The 26,143-nt window shown below is 71.6% G+C and carries 32 protein-coding genes; 12 read left to right on the top strand and 20 right to left on the bottom strand.

The features are described 5' to 3' along the window. Positions 1–5: 5 nt before the first annotated feature. The 3 genes from ACLQ3F_RS26185 to ACLQ3F_RS26175 all read left to right on the top strand — a co-directional run bounded on the left by ACLQ3F_RS26185 (position 6) and on the right by ACLQ3F_RS26175 (position 1,488). Positions 6–257: a hypothetical protein gene (locus ACLQ3F_RS26185; protein ID WP_357193565.1), complete on the top strand. Its 252-nt coding sequence runs from the start codon at positions 6–8 to the stop codon at positions 255–257. After that, positions 254–652, top strand: a complete 399-nt coding sequence (locus ACLQ3F_RS26180; RefSeq protein WP_425852005.1) for a hypothetical protein — start codon at positions 254–256, stop codon at positions 650–652. Before ACLQ3F_RS26185 ends, ACLQ3F_RS26180 begins: the two co-directional genes overlap by 4 nt. A 119-nt stretch (positions 653–771) precedes the next feature. Then, positions 772–1,488: a GAP family protein gene (locus tag ACLQ3F_RS26175; protein ID WP_357257863.1), complete on the top strand. Its 717-nt coding sequence runs from the start codon at positions 772–774 to the stop codon at positions 1,486–1,488. Between the two features lie 13 nt (positions 1,489–1,501). On the opposite strand, the gene fdhD is transcribed toward ACLQ3F_RS26175, so the two are convergent. Continuing rightward, positions 1,502–2,368, bottom strand: coding sequence for a formate dehydrogenase accessory sulfurtransferase FdhD (fdhD, locus tag ACLQ3F_RS26170; RefSeq protein WP_357257860.1), 867 nt, complete (start codon positions 2,366–2,368; stop codon positions 1,502–1,504). A gap of 253 nt (positions 2,369–2,621) precedes the next feature. Between fdhD and mobA the strand changes: the two genes are divergently transcribed. From mobA to ACLQ3F_RS26155, 3 genes are all read left to right on the top strand, one after another. Further along, on the top strand, positions 2,622–3,398 hold the full coding sequence (mobA, locus tag ACLQ3F_RS26165; protein WP_425852003.1) for a molybdenum cofactor guanylyltransferase: 777 nt from the start codon (positions 2,622–2,624) through the stop codon (positions 3,396–3,398). Then, a complete protein-coding gene (locus ACLQ3F_RS26160; protein ID WP_425852001.1) occupies positions 3,395–3,661 on the top strand; it encodes a DUF6457 domain-containing protein in 267 nt (88 codons plus the stop codon). Before mobA ends, ACLQ3F_RS26160 begins: the two co-directional genes overlap by 4 nt. An 81-nt stretch (positions 3,662–3,742) precedes the next feature. Further along, positions 3,743–4,849: a T3SS (YopN, CesT) and YbjN peptide-binding chaperone 1 gene (locus ACLQ3F_RS26155; RefSeq protein ID WP_357193579.1), complete on the top strand. Its 1,107-nt coding sequence runs from the start codon at positions 3,743–3,745 to the stop codon at positions 4,847–4,849. Between the two features lie 6 nt (positions 4,850–4,855). Here the strand turns inward: ACLQ3F_RS26155 and ACLQ3F_RS26150 are convergent, their stop codons facing one another. Both ACLQ3F_RS26150 and ACLQ3F_RS26145 read right to left on the bottom strand, forming a co-directional pair. Beyond that, positions 4,856–5,812 (bottom strand): zinc-binding dehydrogenase, encoded by a 957-nt coding sequence (locus ACLQ3F_RS26150; protein WP_425852000.1) that lies wholly within the window; start codon positions 5,810–5,812, stop codon positions 4,856–4,858. A gap of 72 nt (positions 5,813–5,884) precedes the next feature. Beyond that, positions 5,885–6,349: an Lrp/AsnC family transcriptional regulator gene (locus ACLQ3F_RS26145; RefSeq protein ID WP_357193585.1), complete on the bottom strand. Its 465-nt coding sequence runs from the start codon at positions 6,347–6,349 to the stop codon at positions 5,885–5,887. A gap of 59 nt (positions 6,350–6,408) precedes the next feature. Between ACLQ3F_RS26145 and ddaH the strand changes: the two genes are divergently transcribed. Then, on the top strand, positions 6,409–7,242 hold the full coding sequence (ddaH, locus tag ACLQ3F_RS26140; protein ID WP_355004492.1) for a dimethylargininase: 834 nt from the start codon (positions 6,409–6,411) through the stop codon (positions 7,240–7,242). 67 nt (positions 7,243–7,309) lie between these two features. Here the strand turns inward: ddaH and ACLQ3F_RS26135 are convergent, their stop codons facing one another. Continuing rightward, positions 7,310–8,497, bottom strand: a complete 1,188-nt coding sequence (locus ACLQ3F_RS26135; RefSeq protein WP_425851997.1) for an ABC transporter substrate-binding protein — start codon at positions 8,495–8,497, stop codon at positions 7,310–7,312. A gap of 81 nt (positions 8,498–8,578) precedes the next feature. Next, positions 8,579–9,376: an alpha/beta hydrolase family protein gene (locus tag ACLQ3F_RS26130; RefSeq protein ID WP_425851996.1), complete on the bottom strand. Its 798-nt coding sequence runs from the start codon at positions 9,374–9,376 to the stop codon at positions 8,579–8,581. A gap of 84 nt (positions 9,377–9,460) precedes the next feature. On the opposite strand from ACLQ3F_RS26130, the gene ACLQ3F_RS26125 reads away from it, so the two are divergent. Next, entirely contained in the window at positions 9,461–10,063 is a 603-nt protein-coding gene (locus ACLQ3F_RS26125; protein WP_355004489.1) for a bacterial proteasome activator family protein, read from the top strand. A 2-nt stretch (positions 10,064–10,065) separates the two neighbouring features. Here ACLQ3F_RS26125 and ACLQ3F_RS26120 read toward each other — a convergent pair whose 3' ends face one another. The 3 genes from ACLQ3F_RS26120 to ACLQ3F_RS26110 form a co-directional block, all read right to left on the bottom strand. Further along, positions 10,066–10,878 (bottom strand): HAD family hydrolase, encoded by an 813-nt coding sequence (locus tag ACLQ3F_RS26120; protein WP_357193594.1) that lies wholly within the window; start codon positions 10,876–10,878, stop codon positions 10,066–10,068. Continuing rightward, positions 10,878–11,699: an HAD family hydrolase gene (locus ACLQ3F_RS26115; protein ID WP_355004487.1), complete on the bottom strand. Its 822-nt coding sequence runs from the start codon at positions 11,697–11,699 to the stop codon at positions 10,878–10,880. The genes ACLQ3F_RS26120 and ACLQ3F_RS26115 overlap by 1 nt, the downstream gene beginning before the upstream one ends. A gap of 173 nt (positions 11,700–11,872) precedes the next feature. Then, positions 11,873–12,616, bottom strand: a complete 744-nt coding sequence (locus tag ACLQ3F_RS26110) for a hypothetical protein (RefSeq protein WP_425851994.1) — start codon at positions 12,614–12,616, stop codon at positions 11,873–11,875. Between the two features lie 130 nt (positions 12,617–12,746). On the opposite strand from ACLQ3F_RS26110, the gene ACLQ3F_RS26105 reads away from it, so the two are divergent. The 3 genes from ACLQ3F_RS26105 (at position 12,747) to ACLQ3F_RS26095 (ending at position 14,531) form a co-directional block, all read left to right on the top strand. Next, positions 12,747–13,178, top strand: a complete 432-nt coding sequence (locus ACLQ3F_RS26105) for an OsmC family protein (protein ID WP_355004485.1) — start codon at positions 12,747–12,749, stop codon at positions 13,176–13,178. A gap of 149 nt (positions 13,179–13,327) precedes the next feature. Beyond that, complete coding sequence (locus ACLQ3F_RS26100; RefSeq protein ID WP_357193788.1) at positions 13,328–13,675, top strand: metallopeptidase family protein; 348 nt, start codon at positions 13,328–13,330, stop codon at positions 13,673–13,675. A 133-nt stretch (positions 13,676–13,808) separates the two neighbouring features. Then, a complete protein-coding gene (locus ACLQ3F_RS26095) occupies positions 13,809–14,531 on the top strand; it encodes an AIM24 family protein (RefSeq protein WP_354969821.1) in 723 nt (240 codons plus the stop codon). A gap of 87 nt (positions 14,532–14,618) precedes the next feature. Here ACLQ3F_RS26095 and pheA read toward each other — a convergent pair whose 3' ends face one another. The 5 genes from pheA to ACLQ3F_RS26070 form a co-directional block, all read right to left on the bottom strand. Further along, positions 14,619–15,572, bottom strand: a complete 954-nt coding sequence (pheA, locus tag ACLQ3F_RS26090) for a prephenate dehydratase (protein WP_355004484.1) — start codon at positions 15,570–15,572, stop codon at positions 14,619–14,621. Between the two features lie 10 nt (positions 15,573–15,582). Beyond that, positions 15,583–16,077: a hypothetical protein gene (locus ACLQ3F_RS26085; protein ID WP_425851991.1), complete on the bottom strand. Its 495-nt coding sequence runs from the start codon at positions 16,075–16,077 to the stop codon at positions 15,583–15,585. Positions 16,078–16,284: 207 nt separating this feature from the next. Further along, positions 16,285–16,674 carry an ACT domain-containing protein gene (locus tag ACLQ3F_RS26080; protein WP_357193605.1) on the bottom strand — a complete coding sequence of 130 codons (390 nt, stop codon included), beginning with the start codon at positions 16,672–16,674 and terminating at the stop codon, positions 16,285–16,287. A 75-nt stretch (positions 16,675–16,749) separates the two neighbouring features. After that, positions 16,750–17,208, bottom strand: a complete 459-nt coding sequence (locus ACLQ3F_RS26075; protein ID WP_238681601.1) for a hypothetical protein — start codon at positions 17,206–17,208, stop codon at positions 16,750–16,752. 169 nt (positions 17,209–17,377) lie between these two features. Then, the gene (locus tag ACLQ3F_RS26070) at positions 17,378–18,115 is read right to left on the bottom strand and encodes a hypothetical protein (protein WP_355004480.1); all 738 of its coding nucleotides are present in this window, start codon (positions 18,113–18,115) and stop codon (positions 17,378–17,380) included. A gap of 163 nt (positions 18,116–18,278) precedes the next feature. Between ACLQ3F_RS26070 and ACLQ3F_RS26065 the strand changes: the two genes are divergently transcribed. After that, positions 18,279–19,496 (top strand): arginine deiminase, encoded by a 1,218-nt coding sequence (locus ACLQ3F_RS26065; RefSeq protein WP_425851989.1) that lies wholly within the window; start codon positions 18,279–18,281, stop codon positions 19,494–19,496. Between the two features lie 74 nt (positions 19,497–19,570). Here the strand turns inward: ACLQ3F_RS26065 and ACLQ3F_RS26060 are convergent, their stop codons facing one another. From ACLQ3F_RS26060 to ACLQ3F_RS26030, 7 genes are all read right to left on the bottom strand, one after another. Continuing rightward, positions 19,571–20,458 carry a DUF5926 family protein gene (locus ACLQ3F_RS26060; protein ID WP_355004478.1) on the bottom strand — a complete coding sequence of 296 codons (888 nt, stop codon included), beginning with the start codon at positions 20,456–20,458 and terminating at the stop codon, positions 19,571–19,573. Positions 20,459–20,517: 59 nt separating this feature from the next. Then, a complete protein-coding gene (locus tag ACLQ3F_RS26055) occupies positions 20,518–20,937 on the bottom strand; it encodes an ATP-binding protein (protein WP_425852122.1) in 420 nt (139 codons plus the stop codon). A 61-nt stretch (positions 20,938–20,998) separates the two neighbouring features. Then, positions 20,999–22,453 (bottom strand): PAS domain-containing sensor histidine kinase, encoded by a 1,455-nt coding sequence (locus ACLQ3F_RS26050; protein WP_357193619.1) that lies wholly within the window; start codon positions 22,451–22,453, stop codon positions 20,999–21,001. Between the two features lie 54 nt (positions 22,454–22,507). Further along, on the bottom strand, positions 22,508–23,296 hold the full coding sequence (locus ACLQ3F_RS26045; protein WP_357193622.1) for a glycerophosphodiester phosphodiesterase: 789 nt from the start codon (positions 23,294–23,296) through the stop codon (positions 22,508–22,510). Positions 23,297–23,306: 10 nt separating this feature from the next. Beyond that, positions 23,307–23,642 carry a rhodanese-like domain-containing protein gene (locus ACLQ3F_RS26040; RefSeq protein ID WP_030331693.1) on the bottom strand — a complete coding sequence of 112 codons (336 nt, stop codon included), beginning with the start codon at positions 23,640–23,642 and terminating at the stop codon, positions 23,307–23,309. Positions 23,643–23,700: 58 nt separating this feature from the next. After that, entirely contained in the window at positions 23,701–24,618 is a 918-nt protein-coding gene (locus tag ACLQ3F_RS26035) for an LCP family protein (RefSeq protein WP_357193625.1), read from the bottom strand. Between the two features lie 220 nt (positions 24,619–24,838). Next, entirely contained in the window at positions 24,839–26,110 is a 1,272-nt protein-coding gene (locus ACLQ3F_RS26030) for an LCP family protein (protein WP_357193628.1), read from the bottom strand. Between the last annotated feature and the right edge of the window lie 33 nt (positions 26,111–26,143).

Below are 26,143 nucleotides of genomic sequence, written 5' to 3'. Positions count from 1 at the left end.
CGGACGTGACAGTGAAGCGCTCCGTGAGCCTTCCCGACGACGTCGCGGACTGGCTCGACCAGCAGCCCAACGTCTCGGCCGCCATCACCGCGGCGGTACGGGTGCAGATGGCCCGCGTACACCTCGACGAGGTGCTGCGGCGCGCCGGCATCGAGGTGACCGAGGCGGGTAGGGCGCGATGGCGAGAGCGCCTGGCGACACCCATTCCGGCGGACGCCCTGGCTGAGGGACGCCGGATGTTGGGCCGCCCCGGATGAGCGATCAGATCGCTGCCGTGTTCGACGCGTCGGCGCTGACTGCCTACATCGAGGGCAACGTCTCGGTGGGGGAGTTGATGCTGGAGGTCGCCGACGAGGGTCGGCAGGTCGCCGTCCCAGCGACGTGCCTGGCTGTCGCCTTCGCGAGCCTGGCCGACGAGATCGATGCCGCGCTACTGGCCCTGATGATGACTGCCCCGATGATCCGTCTGCTGCCGCTCGACGTCGAGAACGTGCAGGACACCGGCCGGCTGGCCCGCGCCGTGGACGGCGACATCTCGTTCGGCCATGCCGCCCGCGCGGCACTCACCCACGAGGCGCACTACGCGACAGTGCGACCCGAGGTGGCGGCGAAGGTGCTCCCTACCAACTGGAGCATCCTCGACCTGGCGTGACGGGTCTTCCGGCGACGCCTCCGTCAAAGGATGTACGCGTTGCTCCTGTTCACGGCCGACGCGGCAGGCTCGCCGCCGCCAGAGAATGATCTCGTGGCCGTTCTCCGCATTGGTACGACATGACCCCCGAGTTGCTGCTGTCGCTGGCCGGGCTGGCGTTGATCGACAGCACCAGCATCGGCACCCTCTTCATCCCGGTCTGGTTGCTGCTCGCACCCGGGCCGGTCAACGTCCGGCGGATCCTGGGCTACCTCGCCACCATCGCGGTGTTCTACCTCGCGGTTGGGCTGCTTTTGGTCTGGGGAGGCAGCAGCCTGGGCGACGCGCTGGGCGGTGCCCTGGACAACCGGGGCGTCCTCTGGGCACAACTCGTGCTGGGCGTGGGAATGCTGGCGCTCAGCTTCCGCTACGACGGCAAGCGGCGTCCCCGTACCGGTGGCGTCCTGCGCTGGCGGGACCGGGCCACCGCCGGAGATTCCTCGGCCCGCTGGTTGGTCGGGCTCGCGCTGCTTGCGGCGCTGGCCGAGGTGGCGACCATGCTTCCGTACCTCGGTGCGGTGGGTCTGTTGGCCACCTCGGAGGTGGGAGCGGCGAGCGTGGTGGTGCTGCTCGCCGGATACTGCCTGGTCATGGTGCTGCCGGCGGTGCTGCTGCTGGGTGCCAGAGTGGCCCGCCCGCGACTGGTCGAGCCGGTGCTGGCCCGCCTGAACACCTGGATCGTCACGAAGGCGGGCAGCGCGTTGGGCTGGATCCTCGGCATCGCCGGTTTCCTGATCGCCCGTGATGCCGCCGCACGGCTGGCCCTGTTCGACCTGATCGACCGGATCGGTCGCTGACCGGCCGCTCGGGTCAGGCTGGCTGCTCCACGGTGATCCGGTGCGGCCCGGTGTAGACGTTCATGGTCCGCCCGCGCAGGAAGCCGACAAGTGTCATCCCCGCCTCGTCGGCCAGTTCCGCGGCGAGGGTGCTCGGGGCGGACACCGCTGCCAGCAGCGGCAACCCCGCCATCCACGCCTTCTGGGTCAGCTCGAAGCTGGCCCGTCCGGAGACCAGCAGCAGGTGCCCGGTGAGCGGCAGCCGGCGTTCCCGCACGGCCCAGCCGATCACCTTGTCCACGGCGTTGTGCCGGCCCACGTCCTCCCGGAGCACCACCAGCTCACCGTCGGGGGTGAACAACCCCGCCGCGTGCAACCCGCCGGTCCGATCGAAACCGCGCTGGGCGGCGCGCAACCGGTCGGGCAGCTCGGCGAGCAGCGTGGCCGGCACGCTGAGCGGGTCCGCCGCGACCGGAAAGAGCGATCGGGTGCGTACCGCGTCGATGCTGGCCTTGCCGCAGACACCGCAGGAGCTGGTCGTGTAGAAGTTCCGGGACGGGTCGGTGGTCGGTTCCGGTACGCCGGGGGCGAGCACCACGTCCACCACGTTGTACGTGTTCGGCGTCTCCGCGCCGGCACAGAGTTGCGCGGTCAACACGTCGTCGGTCGACCGGATCAGCCCCTCCGTCAGCAGGAACCCGATGGCCAGGTCCAGATCGTCGCCGGGAGTACGCATGGTGACGGCGAGCGGCCGGCGTCGGCCGGGGCCTGCCGCGCCGACCCGGATCTCCAGCGGCTCCTCCACGGCGAGCGTGTCCGGTCGGCGGATCGCCCCGCGTCCGGCGGTCGCCGCGTCCAGGTCGATCCGGAGTACGCCCCGTCGATCAGTTGCCCGTCCCATCCCGCCATCCTCCACCCCCCGCCCCACCCCGTACCCCCACCCACCCCAACCCCACCCCGGGCGCGTGCCCCCAACGCCCGCCCCCGGGCGCGTGCCCCGACGCCCCGACGCGTTGATCATGAAGTTGCCCGTGCGTGTCGTCGGCGTGTCGAGCGATAACTCCATGATCACCGGGGCGAAGGGTTGGCCGGGTGAGGGGCACCGGGGGTGAGGGGTTGGCGGGAGCTGGCGGTGGCACGGATACGGTGGCCGGGTGGGGACGTACGCCGCCGTGGTGCTCGCGGGTGGGGCCGCCCGACGGATGGGCGGGCTCGACAAGCCCGCGCTTCCGATCGGCGGCCGGCCGATGCGCGACCGGGTGCTGGCCGCAGTCGCCGACGCGACGCCGCGGGTGCTTGTCGGTGCGGCCGACGCCGTGCCGGCGGGCGTCCGGGTCGTCCGGGAGGACCCGCCCGGCGGCGGTCCGGTCGCCGCGGCGGCGGCCGGACTGGCGCTGCTGGACACCGACGTCACCTTGGTCGCGCTGCTCGCCGCCGACCTGCCGCTGCTCACCCGGGCCGCGATCGGGGATCTGCTGCACCACCTCGATCGGGAGACCCCCGACATCGGTTCGGCGGGCGGCCGCACCGATCCGGCACGGCCGGTCCGTGGCGACCTCGCCGCACCGTTGGTCCGTGACGGCCTCGCCGCACCGTTGGTCCGTGACGGCCTCGCCGCACCGCCGGCCCGCGACGGCCTCGCGCCGGCCCGCGCCGGCCTCGGCGGCGGTGAGCGACCCGACGGGGCGTGCTTCGTGGACGGGGACGGGCGGCGGCAGTCGCTCTGCGGCATCTGGCGGGTGGCCGCGCTGCGGGCGGCGGTGGACCGGTTGGCGGTCGAGCGGGGCGGCAGCTTGTCCGGGGCCCCGGTCCGGGCGTTGCTGGCGAGGCTCGTCGTGTCGGAGGTGGCCTGGTCCGGCGAGGGCCCGCCGCCGTGGTTCGACTGCGACACTGACGAGGACGTACGCCGGGCGGAGGAGTGGGCGCGATGACGGTGATGGACGACTGGGTCACGGCGGTGTGTGTCGAGTTGGATCTGGACCCGACCGCGGTGCCGGTGCCGGCGGTGCTGGATCTGGCCCGGGACGTCGCCCACCAGGTGCTGCGTCCGGGTGCGCCGGTCACCGCGTACCTCTTCGGGTTGGCGGTTGGTCGGGGCGCGGACCCGGCGGACGCCGCGGCCCGGCTCAGCGCGCTGGCGGGCGCCTGGCCGGTCGAGCTGGGCGCCGACCCCACGGACCCGACGGCCCCCTGACCGCCGCTGTCCGATCCCGGTCCGGGCTGATCCGACCCACGGGCGGCGTGGGTAGGGTGATCGTGACGGACGGAGGCGATCATGACGGCTGACCACCCCTCGGCGCCGCACGGTGAGCTGCCCGGCGCTTCGATTGAGCCGGCGGAATCGATCCTGCTCGACGAGCCCAGCACCACCGACCTGCGGGCGAAGGTGACCGAGGCGTGGCGGGAGTTCGCCCGTGCGCTCGCCGTACGGCTGCGGGAACTTCCCGTCGGCGCAAACCTCGACCTGACCCTGGACCCCACCGCCTCCGGCACCGGGGACGCTGTCTATTCGATCAGCGTCGACGTGGACGCGGACCGGGTGTTGTCCGCCCGCGCGGTCGGCAACGCCGCTCTGCCGGCGGGTTACCGACTGGACCGGGGCGCGGTTGCGGACATGGTCGCGCTCGGTTGGTCCCCGCCCGGGGTGGTCGCCGGCTCTGGCGGTTCCTTCGGGCTGAACGCCACGACGGCCGAGTCGACCCAGGTCGCCACCCTGCTCTCCCGCACGCTGCGGGACGTCTACGGCGCTCCGCACCCGGCCTTCCTCGTCTATCTGGTGCACGACGCCGAGGGCGAGCCGTTGGCAGTGGAACCGCTGGGCACCGCTCGCAGCGAGTTCGGTCCGGACGCCGACGTCGAGGCGGACCTGGAGGAGGCGTTGGCCGAGGCGGCCGCCGCGCAGGTCGAGCAGGACGACGTGCTCGACCTGGCCGATCGGGTCCGAACCGTGGTCTCCACCATGTTGAAGTCGGACACCGACCGGTTGCAGATCGACTCGGACGGCGACATCACCATCCGCGCCGGCTCGGCGATGGTCTTCGTGCGCGTGCGGGACAACCCGCCCCTGGTGGACGTCTTCTCCCCGGTGCTCACCGAGGTGGAGCCGACCGAGCGGCTCTACGTCAAGCTCTCCGAACTGACGAACCGGATGCCGATCGGCCGCCTCTACTGCGCCGACGACACGGTGTGGGCGTCCATCCCGGTGTTCGGCCGCAACTTCCAGGCGACCCATCTGATGCTGGCGGTGCAGGTGATGACCGGTCTCGCCGACGAGTTGGACGATCGTCTGCACGGCGAGTTCGGCGGCAAGCGGTTCTTCGGTGAGGGTGACAAGCCGGTCCGACGCGACGAGTCGGAGCACCGCACCGGCATGTACCTCTGAGTTCGATCAGGCCACGTCCAGCAGGGTCTTGCCGACCGTCGCGCGCGCCTCGATGGCGGCGTGCGCGTCGGCGGCGCGTTCCAGTGGGAAGCGTTGGCCGATGAGCGGTCGCAGGTGGCCGGCCGCCGCGTCCGTCAGGGCCTGTTCGGTGTACGCCCGCAGCCGGGCCGGTGGCACGTCCGGGCGGATCATGGTGACCTGCCGTGCCGTGGCGGCCTCCGTCGACACCGGGGACCACTCCCCGCTCGCCAGCCCGAAGCTGACCATCCGGCCGCCCGGCGGGAGCAGGTCGAAGGCGGCCCGGGCCACCGAACCACCGACCCCGTCGAGCACCACGTCGACCCCGCCCACCGCGGCGCGGACCTGATCGGCCCACTCGGGCAGCAGGTAGTCGACGGCCAGTTGGGCGCCCAGGCCGGGTAGCAGGTCCACCTTGCGTCGCCCACCGGCCACGCCGATCACCAGTGCCCCGGCGCGGACCGCGAGCTGCACCAACAGGCTGCCGACGCCGCCGGCAGCGGCTTCCACCAGCACCCGGTCACCGGGGCGGACGCCGACCGCCTCGATGAGCATGGTGGCGGTCCGCCCGTCGGCCAGCAGTGCCACCGCCTCGTCCAGAGCCAACCCGGCCGGCACGGCGATCGTCGCCGACGCGTCCACTGCCGCGCGTTCGGCGTAACCGCCGGAACCTCCGGTGGCGCTGACCACCCGCTGCCCGGTCAGCGCCGGGTCGACGTCCGGCCCGACGGCGGTGATCACCCCGCCGACGCCGTTGCCGGGGATCAGCGGTGGGGTGAGGCGGAACGGGCCGGGGTGACCGGCGCGCAGTTGGGTCTCGACGAAGGTGATGTTCGCGTGTGCGACGTCGATCAGCACCTGACCGGGACCGGGGACCGGGTCCGGCGCGGGGCCGGGCACCAGCACCTCGGGCCCGCCGAACTCACGTAACCAGATCGCCCGCATGACAGCCCCCTCGTCCCCGGTGGGCTGCCTCGCCCACTCGGGGCCAGTCCATCTCCTCAACCTGGGTTGAGGTCAAGAGGTGCCGGCGGACGGGCCGACGCCGGGCGACTCGACCAGCCGGGAGAGCACGATGGTGCTGCGGGTGGAGGTCACGAAGGACTCGGCACGCAGCCGCTCCAATGCCGCCTCCAGATGGCTGATGTCGGCGGCGCGCAGGTGCACGAGCGCGTCCGCCTCCCCGGAGACGGTGTACGCGCCGACCACCTCGGGGTGCCGGCGGGCGGCCACGCCGATCTGCGCCGGGGTGGTCCGGCCGGCGCAGAACAGCTCGACGAAGGCCTCCGTGGTCCAGCCGACGGCGGCCGGATCAACGACGGCCGTGAATCCCCTGATCACGCCGGTGGCGCGCAGTCGGTCGACGCGACGTTTGACCGCCGGGGCGGAGAGTGACACCCGGGCACCGATGTCGGCGTAGGACGCACGGGCGTCCGCGACGAGTAACGCAATGATCCGCTGGTCTACCGCGTCTATCTGCAACGTTCCGCCTCTGGGAAGCAACGCTTGTGGCTGTTTTCAAAGTTCCACGGTACCTACTCTTGGTGACCGTGAACCAGCAGCGTTTCCCGCGAAAGCGGACATATCTCATGTGCTCGCCGGAGTACTTCGCGGTCGAGTACGCGATTAACCCGTGGATGGACGTGACCACCCCGGTCGACCGGGCCCTGGCCGTCAAGCAGTGGGACCGGCTGCGCGAGACGCTTGTCGGCCTCGGCCACGAGGTGCACCTGCTCACCGCCGAGCAGGGCCTGCCCGACATGGTCTACGCCGCCAATGGTGGCTTCGTGGTGGACGGCAGCGTCTACGGCGCCCGGTTCAAGCACGAGCAGCGGGCCGCCGAGGCCGCCGCCCACCACGCCTTCTACGACGCGCAGGGCTGGCGGTTCATCGCACCCAGCGAGACCAACGAGGGTGAGGGCGACTTCGCGTACGTGCCGGAGGCGCACGGCGGGCTCATCCTGGCCGGGCACGGCTTCCGTACCGAGATCCCGGCGCACGCGGAGGCGCAGGAGGCGCTGGGCCGTCCGGTGGTGTCGCTGCGCCTGATCGACCCCCGCTTCTACCACCTGGACGTGGCGCTCGCGGCCATCGACGACGCGAATGTCGTCTACTTCCCGGGCGCGTTCTCCGCGGCCAGTCAGCGGGTGCTCACCCAGCTCTTCCCGGACGCGGTGATCGCCGACGACGAGGACGCGATGGCCTTCGGGCTCAACCTGGTCAGCGACGGCGCGAACGTGGTGCTCAACAGCGAGGCCACCCGCCTGGCCGGCAAGCTCAAGGCGGCCGGGTACACCCCGGTCCCGGTCGAGCTGGCCGAGCTGAAGAAGGGCGGCGGCAGCGTGAAGTGCTGCATCGCCGAGCTGCGGCACTGACCCGCGAACGTTCCGGGGCCGGCCTCCCACTGGGAGACCGGCCCCGAATCGTGCTCCGGGTGGGCGTTCAGCCCAGCGTGGCCAGCTCGTTGATCAGCACGTTCGACATGACCTGACCGTCGCGCTGCACCTCGCGCAGGTACCACTTCTGCTGCGGGGTACGCGGCTGGTTGAACTGCCAGATGCCGCGCGGGCTGTCGATCTGGCCGATCTTGCCCAGGGCCAGGTTGACCTGCTGCGGCGTGGGCTTCCCACCGGTCAGCTGGATGGCCTGGTCGAGCACCTGCGCCGCGTCGTACGACGCCATCGCGTACGTGGTGGGGGTGACCTGGTACTTCTTGCGGTACGCCGAGGCGAAGACCCGGTTCGACGTGTTGTTCAGGTCGGCCGAGTAGTTCAGCGCGGTCTGGATGCCCAGCGCGTTGTCCTTCAGGTTCTCCAGCACGGCGCCCTCGGTGAGGAAGCCGGGTGCGTAGATCGGCCCGGCGAACTTCTCGCGCAGCTGCTTGATGAACTCCACCGCCGCCGCTCCGGCGAAGAAGCAGAAGACCGCTGTGGGCTTCTTGGCCAGCGCCCTGCTGATGTCCGAGGCGTACGTCGTCTTGCCGGGGTTGGAGGTGGCGCTGGTGTAGGTCACCGCGTCGCGGATCCGGGGGTCGTTCGCGCCGAAGTACTCCCGGAAGCCGCGGACGACGTCCGGGCTGCCGACGTTCTCCGGCATGATGATCGCGACGCGGCCGTTCGCCGGCAGTTGTTCGCGCAGGTAGGTGCCCAGCGCCTTGCCGGCCTCGTCGAGCACGTACGAGGTCCGCCAGATGTAGAAGACGCTCTGAAGGCTGCTCGGTGAGGCGTTGGAGCCGATCAGCGGGACCCGGGCCTGCTCCACGGTGTCCCGGATGCCGACCATCACCGCCGAGTTGACGACGCCGGTGAGTGCCAGCACGCCCTGCTTGAGCAGGCCCTCGACGGCAGCCTTGCCCGTCTTGGCGGTGTCGCCCTCGTCGGCGGTCAGCAGCTCCACCGAGTGGCCGCCCAGCCGCTGGTCGTGCAGGTCGAGGAAGAGCTGGAAGCCATTGGTGATGTCATCGCCGATGCTCTTGAAACCACCGGCCTGCGGCGTGATCAAACCGATCTTGATCGGGCCCCGGTCGGCGGTCGGCTCGGCGTCACCGTCGGAGCCGCACGCGGCGACGAACCCGGTGGTTCCGAGCGCGGCCAACAGTTGGAGCGCCCGCCTGCGATTCATCTGCGACACCGAGTTCCTTCCAGGGAAGCGTTGCAGGGCTGAACACCGCCCCAACGGCGTTCTACCTGGTCCGCGACGCTGCGTCAATGGCTATTGATCATCGTGCAGGGACCGCAACACGGCAAGGACCTGAGGCCAGGCGACGGCCTCCGGGTCGATCAGCCCGAAATGCTCGCATCCGGGCAGTTCAACAAGGGAGATATCGGAACCCGTGGCACGCGCTTCCGCGACGAAATCCCGGCTCATCTCCACTGGAACCTGATGATCGTCAGAGCCATGAACGACTACTGTGCGTGTTGGTATCGGTACCAACATTCGTGGATCCGCGGCCGCGTACCGGTCCGGGACGTGCGCCGGGCCGCCGCCGAGCAGCGCGGCGACCGCGCCCGAGTCCAGATCCCGCCGGTACGCCTCGCCCAGATCGGCCACCGGGGCCAGCGCGAGCACTCCGCCCACCGTCGCCGGTGCGGTGCCCGCCACGTACAGCGCCAGGTGGCCGCCGGCGGAGTGCCCGACCAGGATCGGCGCGGCCAGGCTCACCCGGCCGGGCAGCGCCTCGGCCGCCAGCGCCGGCAGCTCGGCCACCCCGGTCAGTACGTCGGTGAGGGTGCCCGGCCAGCCGCCCCCGGGCTGCCCGGTGCGGCGGTATTCCAGCTGCGCCACCGGGTAACCGTCGGCGGCGAGGGCTGCGGCCAGCGGGCCGGTGTGCCGCCGGTCGTACTCGGCCCGCCAGAAGCCGCCGTGCAGGACGACGACCAGCGGCCGGGCCGGCCCGGTACCCGTCGGAAGGCGCAGATCGGCCACCTGATCCGGGTGGTCCCCGTACGCCACCGTCCGGTCGGGCTCCGGGGCGGGCCGGGTCAACACGGCGCGCGGGTCGACAGGCATGGCGCGACGGTAGCGCGCCCCGCCCGGGTGGTTCGGCCCCGGTAGTCGGTCCCGGGCGGCATGGGTCGCGCCCGCTGGGTAAAGATGGACCCCATGACCGAAGCGCGCTCCGCTGGACAGAACGACGAGCCCGGCCCCGACGACTCCGGCCACTCCGGCACAGTGGTGGTGGTTGGTCCGGACGGCCGGCCGATCGGCACGATGCAGACCGACGAGGGCCAGGGCGAGGACCCGACCCGCCTGGTCGAACAGCCGGCCAAGGTGATGCGGATCGGCAGCATGATCAAGCAGTTGCTGGAGGAGGTGAAGGCCGCACCTCTCGACGACGCCAGCCGCAGCCGGATGCGGGAGATCCACGAGCGGTCGATCGTCGAGCTCAAGGAGGGCCTCGCCCCCGAGCTTCGCGACGAGCTGGAGCGCATCTCGCTGCCCTTCGCCGAGGACAAGGCCCCCAGCGAGAGCGAGCTGCGGATCGCGCACGCCCAGCTCGTCGGCTGGCTGGAGGGCCTGTTCCACGGCATCCAGGCGGCCCTGGTGGCCCAGCAGATGGCCGCCCGGGTGCAGCTGGAGCAGATGCGCGGCGGCCGGCAGGCGCTGCCCAGCGGCCCCGGTGGGGTCGTCCCCGGGATGCCGGGCATCGGCCAGCCGGGCGGCGGCGAGGGCCACAACACCGGTCAGTACCTCTGACCTCAGTCCACCCCGAAGATCTTCTCCAGGTACGCCGCCACGCCGTCCTCGGTGTTCGCCGTCGTCACATCGTCGGCGACCGCCAGGACGGCGCGGTGCGCGTTGGCCACCGCCACACCACGCCCGGCCCAGGTCAGCATCGGCACGTCGTTCGGCATGTCGCCGAAGGCCAGCACGTCCTCCGCGGCCACCCCGACCTGGTCGCAGTACCAGGCCAGCCCCGCCGCCTTGGTCACGCCGGCCGCCGAGATCTCCACCAGCCCCGAGGACGACGAGTGCGTGGCCTCGGCCAACCCCGCCACCGCCGCGGCGATCAGCTCGGCGAAGGCATCCGGGTCCTGCTCGCCGGCTCGGGCGAGGAGCTTCACCGCCGGGACGGAGAGCAACTCCTCCGGCGTCTCGACCGGTCGGATGCCGCTGGCGTCGGCGTCCCAGCGCAGGGGGTAGTGCTCCTCGTGCCGCATCTCCCGGCTGTCCAGGATCTCCACGGCGAAGCTGATCCCGGGCACCTCGGCCCGTAGCCTCCGGGCCACCTCGGCCAGGTGGTGCGGGGCGAGCGGGTCAGCCCGCACCACCTCGTCGGAGAACGGGTCGTAGACCACGGCGCCGTTGGCGCAGACCGCCGGCAGCGGTCGGGCGAGCTGGTCGTACACCATTTTGAGCCAGCGGACCGGACGGCCGGTGACCAGGACGACCGGCGTGCCCTGCGCAGAGATCCGCGCGAGCAGGTCGGCGGTGCGTGGGCTGACGGTGTGGTCGTCGCGGATCAGCGTGCCGTCGATGTCGGTGGCGATGAGGCGGGGTGTGTCTCCCATTACCGGGACAGTAGCCGGTCCAGATACACCGCCACCCCGTCGTCGTCGTTGCGCAACGTCACCTCGTCGGCGACGGCACGCAACTCGGGGTGCGCGTTGGCCACGGCCACCCGCGACCAGCCGGCCCACTCGAACATCGGCAGGTCGTTGGGCATGTCGCCGAAGACCAGCACATCGGCCGGGTCGACCCCGAGGGTCTGCGCCACCACTGTCAACCCGGTCGCCTTGTCCACGCCGGGCGGGCAGATCTCGATGAAGCCGAGCCCGGCCTGGGTGAGTGTGGCGACCTGCGGCGGGACGATCCGGCGGGCCACCGCCAGCAGCTCGTCCACGTGATGGTCGGCGGTCCGGGCGAACGCCTTGATCACGTCGCAGGCGAGGCACTCGTCGCGAGTGCGTGCCTCGAAGCGGTCCTGGTACGGCCAGCTCTCGTGGTAGTCGCCCCACAGCGGGGCGTCGTGCTCGTCGGACGCCTCGACCATCACGGTCAGCGGGCCGACCTCCGCCTCCAGGTCGGCGAGGAGCCGAGCCAGAACCTCGGCGGGCAGCCGCTCGTCGCGGAGCACCACCGGGCCGCTCGGGTCGCTCTGGTCGACCACCCGTCCACCGCCGGCCATCACCAGGAAGTCGGCGGCGCGGATGTCGTTGCGGGTCAACTCGGTCAACCGAGGGCCGCGTCCGGTCGCGCCGACCACCGGGATTCCGGCGGCGCGCACCCGGTCGAGCACCCCATGGGTGTACGCGGAGACGGTGTCATCGCTGCGGACCAGCGTCCCGTCGAGGTCGGTCGCGATCAACTTGGGCAGTCCCGGGCGGGTCATGGTTCCTCCTTCGCCCGCCGCCGTCGCACCGCCAGGGTCAGGGAACCCGAGTCTCGGAGTGACGGCGGGTCAGCAACCGTACCTCGCGGAACGGGTCGCATCCATGACTTCCAGGCGAATCGGACGCCAACTCCCACCCACTCCCGTTCGGTGAGCGGGTGAAGGGGGGCCGGTCAGGGCTGGGAGTCAGGGCGGGCGAAGGGGGCGGCGGGGGTGACCGTCAGGTCGGCCGGAGACGGAAGGCCGTCCTCGATCGGATCGGGGCCCCGGCGGCGGCGCCAGGGGCGCGGTGCTGGCGCGTCGCCGGGCCGGTCATCGTCGTCTGGTGTGCCGCCGAACACGGCGGGGGGTGCGGCGGGAGTCAGTCGCAGAGCGGCAGCGAACAGCACACAGGCGACGAACGCCATCACCAGCCCACGGCCGTACTCGATCCGAAAGCCGTCCTCGAGCGAGTAGAAGAAGTTTCGCTGACCGGGGTTGTCGAGGCCCGCCGTGGCGGCCACCAGCAGCACCAGCAGGGCAGCGGCCAATGTGAGGCCGGCCAGCCGGGCATTCGGCCGTACGGCCGCCGTGCCGCGCAACGTCAGCGCCACGGCACAGACGAGGGCGATAAGCCCGACCAGGTAGCCGACCCCGAAGCCACCGACCTCGGACACCCCGGCGGGCACCTCGATCGTCGTGTTGCCCTCGGGCCCACCGTTCGGCAGGCTCATCACCAGCCACTCACCGACGAGCGAGGCGATCGCGGCCACCGCGCCCAGACCGGCGAGCAGCAGGGGCAGCCGGGGATCCTGCGCGAGGTCGGCCAGGGACCAGGCGAAGCGGCGTCGCGGGGCCGGCTCGTCGGCACCCCACTCGATCACCGCAGGGGCCTCGGAGCGGTCGCCCTGCCGCGGGATCGGAAGCTCCTCGGACATCGGCCACCCTTCGCCGGTCACGGACCTGGGTCGCATCATGGCACAGCAAGCTGGTGGTGACAGGGATCGCAGGGCTGGCGCGCGCGCCGGTCTGTCGCCCGATGGTCGCCTTTCCGCTAGCGTTTGCCCCATGCCTATCCGTACCGCTTCAGCACAATGGCAGGGCAATCTCACCGAGGGCGCGGGCACCATTCGCACCGGTAAGGGCGGCCTGTCCGGCAACTACTCCTTCAAGTCGCGCTTCGAGGAGGGTGAAGGCACCAACCCCGAGGAGCTGATCGCCGCTGCGCACGCCGGCTGCTTCTCGATGGCGTTCTCCAAGGCGCTTGCCGACGCGGGCTCGACGGCCACCTCGGTCGAGACCACCGCCAAGGTGCACCTGGACAAGACCGACGCCGGCATGACCGTGACCCGGATCGACCTGGAGACGGTCGGCCAGGTCCCGGGGATCGACGAGGCGGAGTTCCAGAAGCTCGCCGAGGCCGCCAAGGCCAACTGCCCGATCTCCCGCCTGCTCTCGCCGGGCGCCGAGATCACCCTCAACGCCCGCCTGGCTGCCTGAGCCAGCCGGCCCACCCCGTACGTCCACGGAAGGAGCCTCCGCCCGGTTTCGGGTGGTCGCTTCTTCCGTGCATGTGCGGATGACAGTCACCGTCGTCCAGCAGGACCGGGCCGCGTGCCCGCGCGTCGGGCACAATGGGCGAGGTGCCGGTGGAGATGAGCCGTGAGCGCTTCGAGGAGTTGGTCGGCGAAGCCCTCGACGAGGTGCCCGAAGAACTACTCGGCCTGATGAACAACGTGGTGATTCTGGTCGAGGACGACCCACCACCGGGAGAGGTCGACCTGCTCGGCCTCTACGAGGGGCATGCGCTCACCGACCGCGGTTGGGGCTATTCCGGTGTGCTGCCCGACCGGATCTTCATCTACCGCCGTCCGATCCTGCGGATCTGCGACAACGACGACGACGTCATCGACGAGGTGGCGGTGACTGTGGTACACGAGATCGCCCACCACTTCGGCATCGACGACGCGCGGTTGCACGCGCTCGGCTGGGGCTGAGCCCCGCCGCTCGACGTCCGCCCACCCGCGCCACACGAACGCGCCGCGCCGCGCCGCCCGTCCGACGGCCGGCGCTTGCCGAGGTCGCCTACCGTCGGTGCAGCGAACGCGACCCTATTCAGGAGGCCCTTTCATGCGCAGCGAGCTGTTCTCCGCGGAGAATCTGGAGAAGGAGTCCGCGCAGCCCGGCATGCGGTTGCAGAACTCCAAGATGTTGAAGATCGAGCTCAACGGCGAGGCGATGGCCCGGGTCGGGTCGATGGTCGCCTACCAGGGGAATGTGCAGTTCCAGGCGTTGGGTTCAGGTGGGCTCGGCAAGTTCCTCAAGCAGAAGCTCACCGGCGAGGGCGTCCCGCTGATGAAGGTCACCGGGCAGGGTGACGTCTTCCTCGCCGAGCTGGCCAAGGACGTGCACATCATCGACCTGGAGCCGGGCGACGCCCTCTCCATCAACGGCAGCAGCGTGCTCGCCTTCGACTCCACCCTCCAGTACGACATCAGGATGGTCGGCGGCGCCGGGATGGCGTCCTCGTCCGGCCTCTTCAACTGTGTGTTCAGCGGCTACGGGCGGATCGCCATCACCACCAAGGGCACCCCGGTCGTGCTGAACGTGGACGCCCCGACGTACGTCGACCCCCAGGCCGCGGTCTGCTGGTCGGCAAACCTCCAGACCGGCTACCACCGGGCCGAACAGCTCGGCCTCGGCACTCTGTTGGGGCGCCGCACCGGTGAGTCGTTCACCATGAGCTTCGCCGGTCAGGGCTTCGTGGTGGTGCAGCCGTCCGAGGAGCCACCGGTCATGGGCAGTGGCCAGCAGCAGCAGGAGGGCGGTCTGCTCGGCGGTCTGCTGAGCTGATCGGCAGTCGCGCGACGCGCACCTGATCCGTCGAGCTGACCGCGGCGGCGCGGGCGCTCCCGTTTCCTCGGGGGCGCTCCGCGCCGGTCAGGTCAACTCGCCGGTACGCAGGCGGGCCAACCAGGCCGCCGCGTCGGCGTAGTCGACGTCGGAGAGGCCCGCCGGCGCGGGCACCGGGCGTTCGCCCGCCTCGGCCCACCGGTGCCGGGGGTAGGAGCCCAGGAAGCGGACGTCGGCACAGACCCTGCGGAGCCCCTGCAACGCCTCGCCCAGGCGTACGTCGGCGACATGGCCGGTGCAGTCCAGGAAGAAGACGTAGCGGCCCAACGCCTCGCCGGTCGGCCGGGATTCGATCCGGGTCAGGTTGACCCCACGGACGGCCAGCTCCATCAGCACGGACAGCAGCGCGCCGACCCGGTCGTGGGCGATGAAGACCGCGAGCGAGGTGAGGTCGTCACCGGTCGGCGGGGGTGGCGGCCCGGGGCGGGACACCAACGCGAACCGGGTCACCGCGTCGGGGTGGTCGGCGATCTTGTCGGCGAGTGTGGTGAGTCGGTGCCGGGCGGCTCCGATCGGTGCGCAGATCGCCGCGTCGTACTCGCCCGTGCCGGCACCGGCGGCCGCCGCGCCGTTGGAGAGCACGTCGACCACCACGGCGTCGGGCAGGTGGTTGCGTAACCAGCCCCGGCACTGGGTAGACGCCTGTGGATGGGCCGCGACGGTGCGGATCGAGGTCAGCGGGGTGTCGGGCCGTGCGGCGAGCACGAACTCCACCGACAGGATCACTTCCCGGGTGATCACCAGCGGCTCGCCCTCGGCCATCTCGTCCAGCGTGACGCCCACCGCCCCGCCGATCGAGTTCTCCAGTGGCACCAGGGCGGCGTCGGCGTCGCCGGCGCGGACGCTGTCCAGCGCCTCTCCGACGCTGCGAGCGGGCGTACGGGCACCGCGCTCGGCGGCGGGTATCGAGCGCAGGGCCTGCTCGGCGAAGGTGCCTTCCGGCCCGAGGAAGACGAAACGTGTCGGCGGTGTTCCCGGCATGCCGATCAGCCTACGCACCCGGCCCGTTGGCCGGGCCGGCGTCACAGGCGAGGGCCCGAATCCCGGCCGGACTGGTGGCGCGGACCTCGATGGTGCAGACGTCAGTGCCGGCGGTGACCAGCACCGGGGAACCGGGCTCGCCCCGGGTGATCACCTGGAGTTCCTCGTGCCCGGTCACCGTCAGCACTGTGAACTGCCAGTCGCCCGCGCAGAGCGGCCCGGTGCGGACCTGGACCCGGACGTTCGCCGGCAGCACTCCGGCCCTGCCCCGCAACAGTTGCAGCACCCGCTGGCCGGTCGGCCCGTTGCGGCAGGCCGTCGCGACCAACCCGGCGTCCGGGGTGGGCGTGACAGTGCCGAGAGACGGGGCGGTGGCCGGCGGGGTGGCCGGTGCGGTGCTCGGGCCGGACGGTGTCGGGGCTGCGGTGTGGGTGGGAACGCTCGTCGGCTCCCCCAGCCCGGGTGGGGCGCCACAGCCGGCCAGCGCCGCGACGGCGAGCGCCATCGGCAGGACTCGGGCGAGGCTCCGCGCCGGAACGCGATCGACTGCCCGCCCAGGAGCCGCCGGTGCGGGGTGGATCGTCGACCGCGGTGCGGGGGACGCGGGCGGGGGCGGGGTGAACGGCACGGGCCGATCCTCGGGACATCGGAGAATTCTTCGCGGCCGGGGTGGCCGAGCCCATCGTAGGGTGAGCGGCCGGTCGGGTGAAGGTCAGCCGGTGACGCGATGCCCGGCGCGCTGGAGCGCGGCCGTGCCCTCGGTCAACCGGACGGTCGGCACCAGCAGATAGTCGGTGTCGAACGTGGAGAACGTGACGGCACTGACCCGGGCCTCGGCGAGCGGGTCGACCAGCGCGGCCAGACTGCCGGTGCCGGCCAGCGTCACCGGGGCGGTGACCCGTAGGCAGCGCCAGGTCGTCTCCACCACGGCCTGTGCCGGCGCCCGCTCGGTCGGGCAGATCACGGAGATCCCGTCGGAGGTCCAGCTCACGGTCACCACGTCCGCGCCGCGCAGCCCGCTCGACAGCGCGTACGGCAGGGTGTTGCCAGGAGCCAGCCGGCACACAGCGTATTCCCCCGGCAGCAGAGCGATATCGAGCATGAGGGCACCCTACGGCCTTCGTGCAAACCCGCCCCGGCAACGCCGCGTGCGGCGAAGGACACACTGCGCCGCAGGTCAGACCTCGGAGAAGAAGGTGAGTGAGCCGGCGACGGTGCCGTCGGTGAGCACCGGGGTGGAGATCGCGTCAACTGTCGCGTCGGAGCTGTTCGCGGAGGCGGCCTGCACCCTGAGTAGCCCCCGGGCGAGTCGGCCGGAGGAGAGCGCCAGCAGGGGCGGAATCTTGTCGATCTCGGCTTCGGTCAGCTCGCCCCGGTTGGCGGTGAAGTCGAGCAGGCGCAGCCCGCCATCGAGCAACGGTCGACCGATCAGCCCGGCCGGCTCACCGAGGCAGAGCAGTTCGCAACCGGCCGCGGAGATTGCCACCACCCGGGTGTCGGCGTCGATCAGCAGGCACGGCTCGTCGGCCCGGGAGACTGTCGACGACCATTGGCCGACATTGTCGGACTCCGGCTCTGTCGAGGCCCGCGCCGCCGGCACGAACGCTTCCGAGAGCGAAAGTTCGACGTGGGCCACCGCGCCTCCTATGTGCACCGATCGACTGTCCACGCTAGCGGGTCGCCGACGGAATCACCGAGCGCACCGGGTCACCGGGGCGCGCAGCGTGAACCGCAGCGACCGGTGACGGCGCGGAAACCGGTGAGGTGAACGGGGGGACCGGAGCCGCGTGGCGTCGCCGGTGACGTTACCGGCGGTGGGCCGGCTTGTCAGCGGCCGTTCGGCCCTCGTCGTACCACCGGTAGTCGGCGGTTGGACGGTACGTGCCGTTCAGCCAGGTGCCCGGGTGTTGCGCGACCCGGGAAAGCTTCTCGGCGGTGGCAGGGCTGATCCGGCTGCCACCGGCCACGAGCAGCCGGTCCAGTTCCCGGTGGGTGGCCATCAGACAGTCCTTCGGAAGGCCGTAGACGCTGATCACGCCCGAACCGACGAAGGTCAGCACCGGTGTCACCGGAACGGGAAGCCCCACCGCCTCCGAGAGGGCCTTGCTGGCTCTCTTGGCGTCCCGGCGGGACTCGGCCACGTACGGAGGTCGCTTGCCGTTGATCTGCACCACGTCTCCGGCGACGAGCACCCGGGCCCGGCCGTGGTCGGCGATGGTCACGGCGAAGAGGCCACTCGGCCCGATGGCGAGGAACCCGGCTCGATCGTCCTGACCGTGGTCGAGGACGTCTGTCACGTCGGTGCGCGGCCACTCGATCACGTGCCAGGAAGGCCCGAGGTGGTCGAGTTGGCCCAACGCCCGTGCACCGGCCGCCTCCAGGCGGCGTGCACCCCGCTCAGCACGACGGCGGCGGGCCCATTCGAGCGGTGTCGGACGGACCGGTTCGAGAACCCCCGGCGCCTCGACGCGGGGGTGTGGCACCGCGACGGGCGGCAGTGCCCGAGCGGACGGTACGGCTCGTCGTGCGGGAAAGACAGTCATCGCGACCTCCGGCAAAAGGTCCCTCGAAGTTATGTCCTCACTACCCTACGTTGCCACTACCGGTGTTCTGCAAGCCGGAGCGCCGGAGTGACTGTGGATGAATGCCATATTCATCCACAGTTCTTTTCTCGGATGCCGCTAAACCCTGCCCTACGCTGCGGGAGTGACCCACTACGTCGACAGTGAAGTCGGCCGGCTCGGCACCGTACTGCTGCACCGGCCCGGCCCCGAACTGGCCCGGCTCACCCCGCGCAACAACGACTCGCTCCTGTTCGACGCGATCCCCTGGGTGGAGCGCGCCCAGGAGGAACACGACGCGTTCGCCGCCGCCCTGCGCGAACGCGGCGTCGAGGTGCTCTACCTGGCCACCCTGCTGGCCGAGACGCTGGCCGTCGCGGACGCCCGGGCCGAACTCACCGAGCAGGTGCTGCGCTCCCGGCGGCTCGGCGACACGCTGCGCGCCCGCGTCGCCGACCACCTCTCCTACCTGGACCCGGCCGCGCTGGCCGACGTGCTCACCGCCGGGCTGGCCCACGAGGAGTTGCGGATCAGCTCCGAGCGGCCCGGTGGGCTGGTCTACACGCTGATGGACCGACACGACTTCGTCATCGACCCGTTGCCCAACCTGCTCTTCACCCGCGACTCGTCGCTGTGGATCGGCGACCGGGTCGGCGTCACCAGCCTGGCCATGCCGGCCCGCCGCCGCGAGACCACCCTGACCGACGCCATCTACCGCCACCACCCCCGGTTCGCCGGCACCGAGTTCGTCTACCGCCCCACCCTTGAGCACCTGGAGGGCGGGGACGTGCTGCTGCTCGCGCCCGGCGTGCTGGCGGTCGGGGTGGGTGAGCGGACGACACCGGCCGGCGCGGAACGCCTCGGTCGACAGGTCTTCGCCGCCGGCCTGGCCCACACCATCCTGGTGGTGCCGATCGCCCAGAAACGCGCCACCATGCACCTGGACACCGTGTGCACGATGGTCGACGTGGACGCCGTCCTGATGTACCCCAACATCGCCAGCACGCTGTCCGCGTACACGGTGATCGCCGGCGGGGACGGCGAGGACCCGCGGGTGGACGGGCCGGCACCGTTCCTGCGGGCCGCCGCCGACGCGATGGACCTCGACCTGCTCCGGGTCATCGACACCGGCCTGGATCCGGTCACCGCGGAACGCGAGCAGTGGGACGACGGCAACAACACCCTCGCGCTGGCCCCCCGGCTCTGCGTCGGCTACGAGCGCAACACGGCGACCAACGCCCAACTGGAGCGGGCCGGCATCGAGGTGATCCCGATCGCCGGCTCCGAGTTGGGCTCCGGTCGGGGCGGACCGCGCTGCATGTCCTGCCCGATCACCCGGGAGCCGCTACCCGTCGCCGGCTGAGCCCGCGACGAGCGCAGCCGTCCGGCTGAGTGGACGACAGCGCCGGCCGCGCGGCGGGCGCTGTCGTCCCCGGCTCAGCGCAGGGTGAGCTGACGGCCGAGCAGCCCCTGACGGGCCCGGCGGCCGGCGGCGTCGAGTGGGTCGGTGACGGTGAGCGCCTCGGCGTACCGCTTGGCGAACTGCGCCACCGGCTCCTCCCACTCGGCGGCCGGGGTCTCCTCCGGCAGGTCCCAGACCGGCACGAGTCGGCCGTGCGCGCGGAACATGCCGGCGAACTTGGTCTGCTCGCCGAGCGTCAACGTGCCAGCCGCGCCGAGTCGGGCCAGCGCGTCCAGGGCGGCGTCCTCGTCGTCCGGCAGCACCCAGCGCACGTGGGCCTTCTCCGGGACCTGACACCAGTACGCGGCCTTCGCCGCGGTCAGCCGGACCGTTGGGTAGATGGCCGCGTTCGCCCGCTCCAGTGACGCCTGGACGGTCGGATCGTCGGCGGCCCCGGGGTCGAGCCAGAAGTCGAAACCGTCGTGCATGGTGATGTCCAGCGGACCGTCCACGAGGATGTCCTGCAGCCGGGGCCCGGGGCCGGGCAGTGGCGCCACCGCCACCTGGCCACCCGGCTCAGCGCGCAGCGCGCTGAGCAACGCGTCGGCCAGGTCCCGCGACACGTCACCGGACTGCTGGTGGCGCTGGAGGCCGATCAGCACCCGCCCGTCCGGCTTGGTGATCGCCGGGGCGGCCATGGGCAGCACCGTGGCGAGCGTCGCCGTCCGGTCGCCGAATTCCTCGACCAGGGCGGGCGCCAGCCGCAGCGGGGCGGAGGCGGCGGGCACCAACTCGCGCAGCGCGATCCACTCGGACTCGTCGACCAGCCCGTCGAACGGACGCGGCACGAAGACGTCCCGCACCTTGTCGCGACGAGGGGTGGTGTCGGCGGCGGCGCGCTGGCTCTTTCGACGCTTACTCACGGCGTCACAGCCTAGAGCTTCGAGCGGCTCGCCGTGACCGGGACCCGCCCGAGTGGTCCTCAGCCGGCCGGCACCAGGTCGGGTCGGGGTGTCGGCACCCCGTCGAACTCCGCCCAGACGCGCTGGCCCATGCCGTCCTGCTCGACGCCCCAACGGGTCGCCAGGCCGGCCACGATGTGCAGGCCGCGCCCGTCCGCCGCATCCGGGCTGGCCGTCCGGAGCCGTGGCCCGGTGCTCGCGCTGCCGCCGTCGGTGACCCGAAGCTGGATCAGTGTGCCCTCGGCCGAGGGCCGCAGGTGCCAGGCAACCCTGATCACGTCGCCGGGCAGCGGTCTGGCGTGCCGCACCGCGTTGCCCACCAGCTCCGCGAGCACCGCGATCAGGTCCGCGAGGATCGTCGGGGGTACGACATCCGTCAGCTCGGCGGCGAGCCGGTGTCGGGCCAGCCGTGCCCCGCCCGGGTGGTGCGGAACCACCACGCACCAGGCCCGATCCCTCGTTGCCGCTGCCACCGTCGCCTCCACGTCGCGCCACCCCTGGTCAACCGCGTGGTAGCCGCACCTCTGCGACCGTACCGCCGCCGGTCCTCGGACGTAGGGATACCCATCCATTCTGTTGTTCAACGATCCGGCGGACGAGATAGAGCCCGAGCCCGGCTCCGGGATAGCCGCGCCGGTCGCCGGACTCGCCCTGCCAGAACCTGTCGAACGCCCGTTCCACGTGCTCGGGTCGGATGCCGATGCCCTGGTCGCTGACCCGGAACGCCACCAGATGACCGTCGCCCGAGGCGGTGATCTCGATGGGAGATTCAGGTGCCGAGTACTTACCGGCGTTCGTCGTCAACTCGGTCAGCACCGTGGCCAGGCTGGGCCGGTGACCGAGCGCCTTGGGCAGGTCGCTCGGAAGGCGGAGCACCAGCCGGCGGCGCAGCTCGGCCGGCAGGTCGACGACGGCGGAGCGCAGCGCCTCACCGAGGTCGAACGGGGTGGGAGGGTCGTCGCCCGGCCCCACCTCGGCCGCCGAGCTGAGCAGACGGTCGACCAGCCGGGCCAGCTCGTTGGCGCGTTGCCCGATCACCCGGGCCGCCTGCCGTCGGTCGACGTCGGTCAGCGACTCCCAGTGGTCGGTGAGGGTGTCCGCGTACCCCTTGATGACGGTGACCGGGGTGCGCAGCTCGTGGCTGGTGACCGCGACGAACAGTTCGCGGTCGTGGTCGCGGCGCTGCTGGTCGGTGATGTCGCGGAAGGTGACCACCCGTAACGTTCCCGGGCCGGGCAGGTCGCCGGAGGTGATCCGCAGCCAGCGGCCGTCCGGCATCCGATGGTCCCGAACCTGCCCGGAGGGTGGCAGCGGGAATGGCAGCGGGCGGCTCAGCGACTGCTCGACCGTCCGGCCAGTGACCTGGGCGGCGGCCGGGTTCCAGAGCCGGACGTGCCCGTCCCGGTCGACGACGGCCAGCCCGTCGGCGAGGGCCGCCACCACCGGGCCGTCGCCGTGCACCGGCAGGCCACTCTGGTCGCCGTACATGTGCCCGACGCAGGAGGCGAGATAGGCGATCACCCCCTGCTGCTCGGCGCCCGGCTCGTCGTCGCCCGGGTAGAGCGCGTGCAGGCTGCCGACGGTGTGACCGCCGATCTCGGCCCGGGAGACGACCATCCGGCGCAGGCCGCTGCCGGCCAGTTCGGCGGCCAGCTTGCCGTTGAGGTCACTCACCCGCGCCTGTCGTACCCGTGGTCCGGTGAGCAGGCAGACGGTGTCCGGGTCGTCGACCGCCAGTGGTCGGCCCAGGGCCCATTCCGCCGCGCCGGTCGCGGCGATGACGCGACCGCCGGTGGGACCGAACTCGACGAACGCCATCCCGGTCGCGCCGAGCGCCGGCTGGGCCACCCGGAGCAGTTGGGTGAGGACCGGCAGGCCCGCGTCGCCCGAGTTGATCATCTCGATCACGACGGTGTGGCCGGCGAGGAGAGCGGGGAAATCGATACGCTCCGGCATGTGCCGAGTCTGCCCCGCCGACCCGGTTTTGGGCACCCCCGCCCGGTCGATGGGTCAGCGGTCCAGCCGGGCGAGGGCGTACGCGGGCCGGTCGGTGATGATCCCGTCCACCCCGGCGGCCAGCACCAGCTCCAGGTCGGTCGGCTCGTTGATCGTCCAGACGTACACCTGGTTGCCGGCGGCGCGTAGCGCAGGCAGCAACTGCGGGCGGGTCCGGACCAGGCCGATGCCCGGCCCGGCGATCCGGGTGCCGAACGGCAGCCGGCCCAACCGCAGCCAGCGCGGCAGCACCTCCAGCAACAGCACGGTGGGCAGCGTCGGGGCCAGCTCGCGCACCCGACGGACCGCCAGCGGGGAGAACGACATGACTGTTACCTGCACCGGGTCGTCCGGCGTGGGGTCGGCGAGCCCGTACCGGCGCAGCAGGCTGACCAGCCGCCGTTCCACGTTTGAGCCGTAGCGGGACGGGTGCTTCGTCTCCACCAGCAGTCGGACCGGCCGCCCGGCGGCGAGCACCGCGTCCAGGAGCCGGGCCAGGGTCAGCAGCCGGGTGTGTGACTCGTCAGGCGGCAGATCACCGTCCGGGGCGCCGCCCGGGTGCCACGAGCCGAAGTCCAGGGCGTCCAGTTCGGCGAGCGTACGCGCGCTGACCAGACCGCGACCGTTGCTGGTGCGGTCCAGTCGTCGGTCGTGCACACAGACCAGGTGCCCGTCCCGGGTCAGCCGGACGTCGCACTCCAGGCCGTCGGCGCCCTCGTCGAGGGCGCGCAGGTACGCGGCGAGGGTGTGCTCGGGTAGGTCGAACGAGGCGCCGCGGTGCGCGAAGACCAGTGGCCCGCCCATTGCGCCGGCCTCAGATGACCTGGCCGGGCTGCCCGTTCGCGTCGACCACCGGTCGGCCGACGGCAGCCCACTGGCGCATCCCGCCGTCGGCGTTGCGCACCTGCTCCCAACCGTTGTTGATCAGGTAGGCGACGACCTGGGCGGAACGCCCGCCGGAACGGCAGACGACCGCCACCTCCCGGTCTGTGGGCACCTCGGCCAGCCGGGCCGGCAGCTGCATCATCGGCAGGTGGTGAGCGGTGGGCGCGTGGCCGGCCGCCCACTCGTCGTCCTCCCGCACATCCAGCAGGTAGGTCTCGTCGGCGATCTCGGTCACGGGCACTGTGGGAACCTGGGGTCCGAACACAGGAAGCAACACTAGATCCTCGTGGCCCGGTTCGACACCGACCGGGCCGTCGGCACCGTCACAACCGGGTCACCCAGCGGGGATTGGCCTGCGCCCAGGCCGGCACCCGGGTGTCGCGCAGCGCCTCGAACAGCCCGTTGCCGCCGTTGTCCAGCACCACGTACGAGACCTCGTCGATGGTCTGCGGCGAGGAGGGCACCTGGACGCCGCGCATCCCGTCGGGCGGCAGCGCGCGCAGCGCGAGGAGCAGATCCTCCAGGGGTACGCCGTTGGTGTCGACGGTCAACGAGCCGCCGACCGCCCGGAGCACCTGGTCCAGTTTGACGGGGTTGCTCCGCAGGTCCGCCTTGCCGGCGCTGTCCAACATCGCCCTGAGCAGCTGCTGCTGGTGGTGCTGCCGGTCGTAGTCACCGCCGGGCAGGTCGTAGCGCTGTCGGACGTAGTCGAGCGCCTGCGCGCCGTCCATCTGCTGGCAGCCGGTGGGGAAGACCCGGTTGGTGTGGATCGAGCGGACCTCGGTGTCCACGCACATCTCCACCCCGCCGAGCAGGTCGATGACCTTCCGGAAGCCGGAGAAGTCGATCAGCGCGGCGCCGTCGAACCGGATGCCGGTGAGCCGGTGCAGGGTGGCGGAGAGCAGTTGGGCGCCGGCCTGCCCGCCGCCGCCGTGCTCGTACGCGGCATTGATCTTGTCTTGACCGCCGCCGAAGCCGTTCGCGGGCGGGATGGCGACCAGCAGGTCACGCGGGATGGAGACCAGGTACGCCTCCCGCTGCCCGGCGGGGACGTGCACGATGAGGATGGTGTCCGAGCGCTGGTCGGGGCCGCTCTCGCCCGGGCGCCGGTCGGAGCCGACCAGGAGGTAGTTGAGCGGGCCGTCCAGGTCGGTGCGCTCGGTGCGGGCGTCGGCGTCGAGCAGTTGCTCCTTGGTCACCGTGCGGTCGTAGCGGTGGCTGAGCGTCTTGAGCCCGGCCACGGCGAGCCCCGCCAGCAGGACGAGGGCCAGGCCGATGCCGAGCAGGATCCGCGGCCCACGGGCGCGGGGCGACCGGGCGGACGGGGCTGCTTCGGCCCGGCCCGCTGCGTTCCGTCCCCACCTGGACGTGACCGCCTCCCCGCAGCCGATACGTGAAACCCGTTCACGTCAGGCTACGGGCGGTGAGGAGGTCGTCGCTGGCTTTCCGCGACTCCCGGCCTCACTTGCGAGTGGAGATCACCTCGGGGTGGGTGAAGACGAACTCGGCGAGTTTGTCCTGCTTGACCGCCTGGAACATCGCCAGGGTCTCTTCGTTCAGACCCTCGGTGTTGTTGTTGTTGGCGTTGAAGGTGCCGTTGTTGGTCTTGAGCATGGTCAGCTCGTTGCCGGTGACCCCGCGCATGGTGAAGATGAAGTCCTCGATCGGCACGCCGCCGGTGTCCAGCACGAATGCCTTGCCCGCCGCCTTGATCAGGTTGTTCATCTTGGCCGGGTTGGACAACATCCCACCCTCGGTGGCCTTCTTCGCCATCGCCTTGATCAGCTGCTGCTGGTTGGCCTGCCGGTCGTAGTCGCCGTTCTTGAGGGTCTTGCGCTGGCGGGAGTAGTCGAGCGCGGCCCAACCCTCCATCTCCTGGCAGCCCTTCTTGTGCACCACCGGGGTCCGCTGCTTGCCGGTCTTCTTGGCGTCCGCGTTCCACATGGGCTTGCCGTCGACGTACGACATGTGCAGCGACTTGACCTCCTGGCTGACACAGATCCGCACCGTGCCCAGGGTGTCGATGACGTTCTTGAAGCCACCGAAGTTGATGATCGCCGCGCCGTCGAAGCTGATCCCGGTGAGCCGCTTGATCGTCTGGGCCATCAGCTGGGCGCCACCCTCCCAGCCGCCACCGTTGGCGGCACCGGCCTGGAACGCGGCGTTGATCTTTCCGGAACCGCCGCCGTAGCCGCTCTTCTTGAACGCCGGGATCTGCGCCTCGGTGTCCCGGGGGATCGAGATCAGGTACGCCTGGTCGTGCGTGGCCGGAATGTGCAGGACGATGATGCTGTCCGAACGGACGTCGTCGGCGGCCCAGCGCTCCCGCGCGTCCACGCCGAGCAGCAGCATGTCGATCGGGCCGTCCAGGCTCGCACCGCCCTCGGCGTCGGACTTGCCGGCATCACCCAGCAGGTTGCCCTTCGCGATGCCGCCGGTCGCCTGCCCGATCAACGCCTTGCTGCCGACGATGGCCACCCCGCTGCTCAGCATCAGCACGGCACCGAAGACGACGGTCAGCCTGGCCCAGAGCGGGTCCTTGCGCTTGGTCCGCTTCTTCGACCCACCGCCACCCGGGCGGTCGCCGCCACCGCCGCCACCGCCGCTACCCGGCGGACGCGAGCCCGGCCCGCCTCCCGAGGGGCGCGCCTGCGCGGGTATGGCCGCAGCGACTCGGCCGCTGGGGGCGGCGGACCCGGAGGAAGAAGGGCGACGACTGGCCTGAACCGGCATGCGTGCTCCAGCTCGTGATCAGGAGGGGGCGGC

It is taken from the genome of Micromonospora sp. DT15, from assembly GCF_049841475.1.
Classification (GTDB): domain Bacteria; phylum Actinomycetota; class Actinomycetes; order Mycobacteriales; family Micromonosporaceae; genus Micromonospora.
This window is presented reverse-complemented; position numbering and strand designations above follow the sequence as displayed.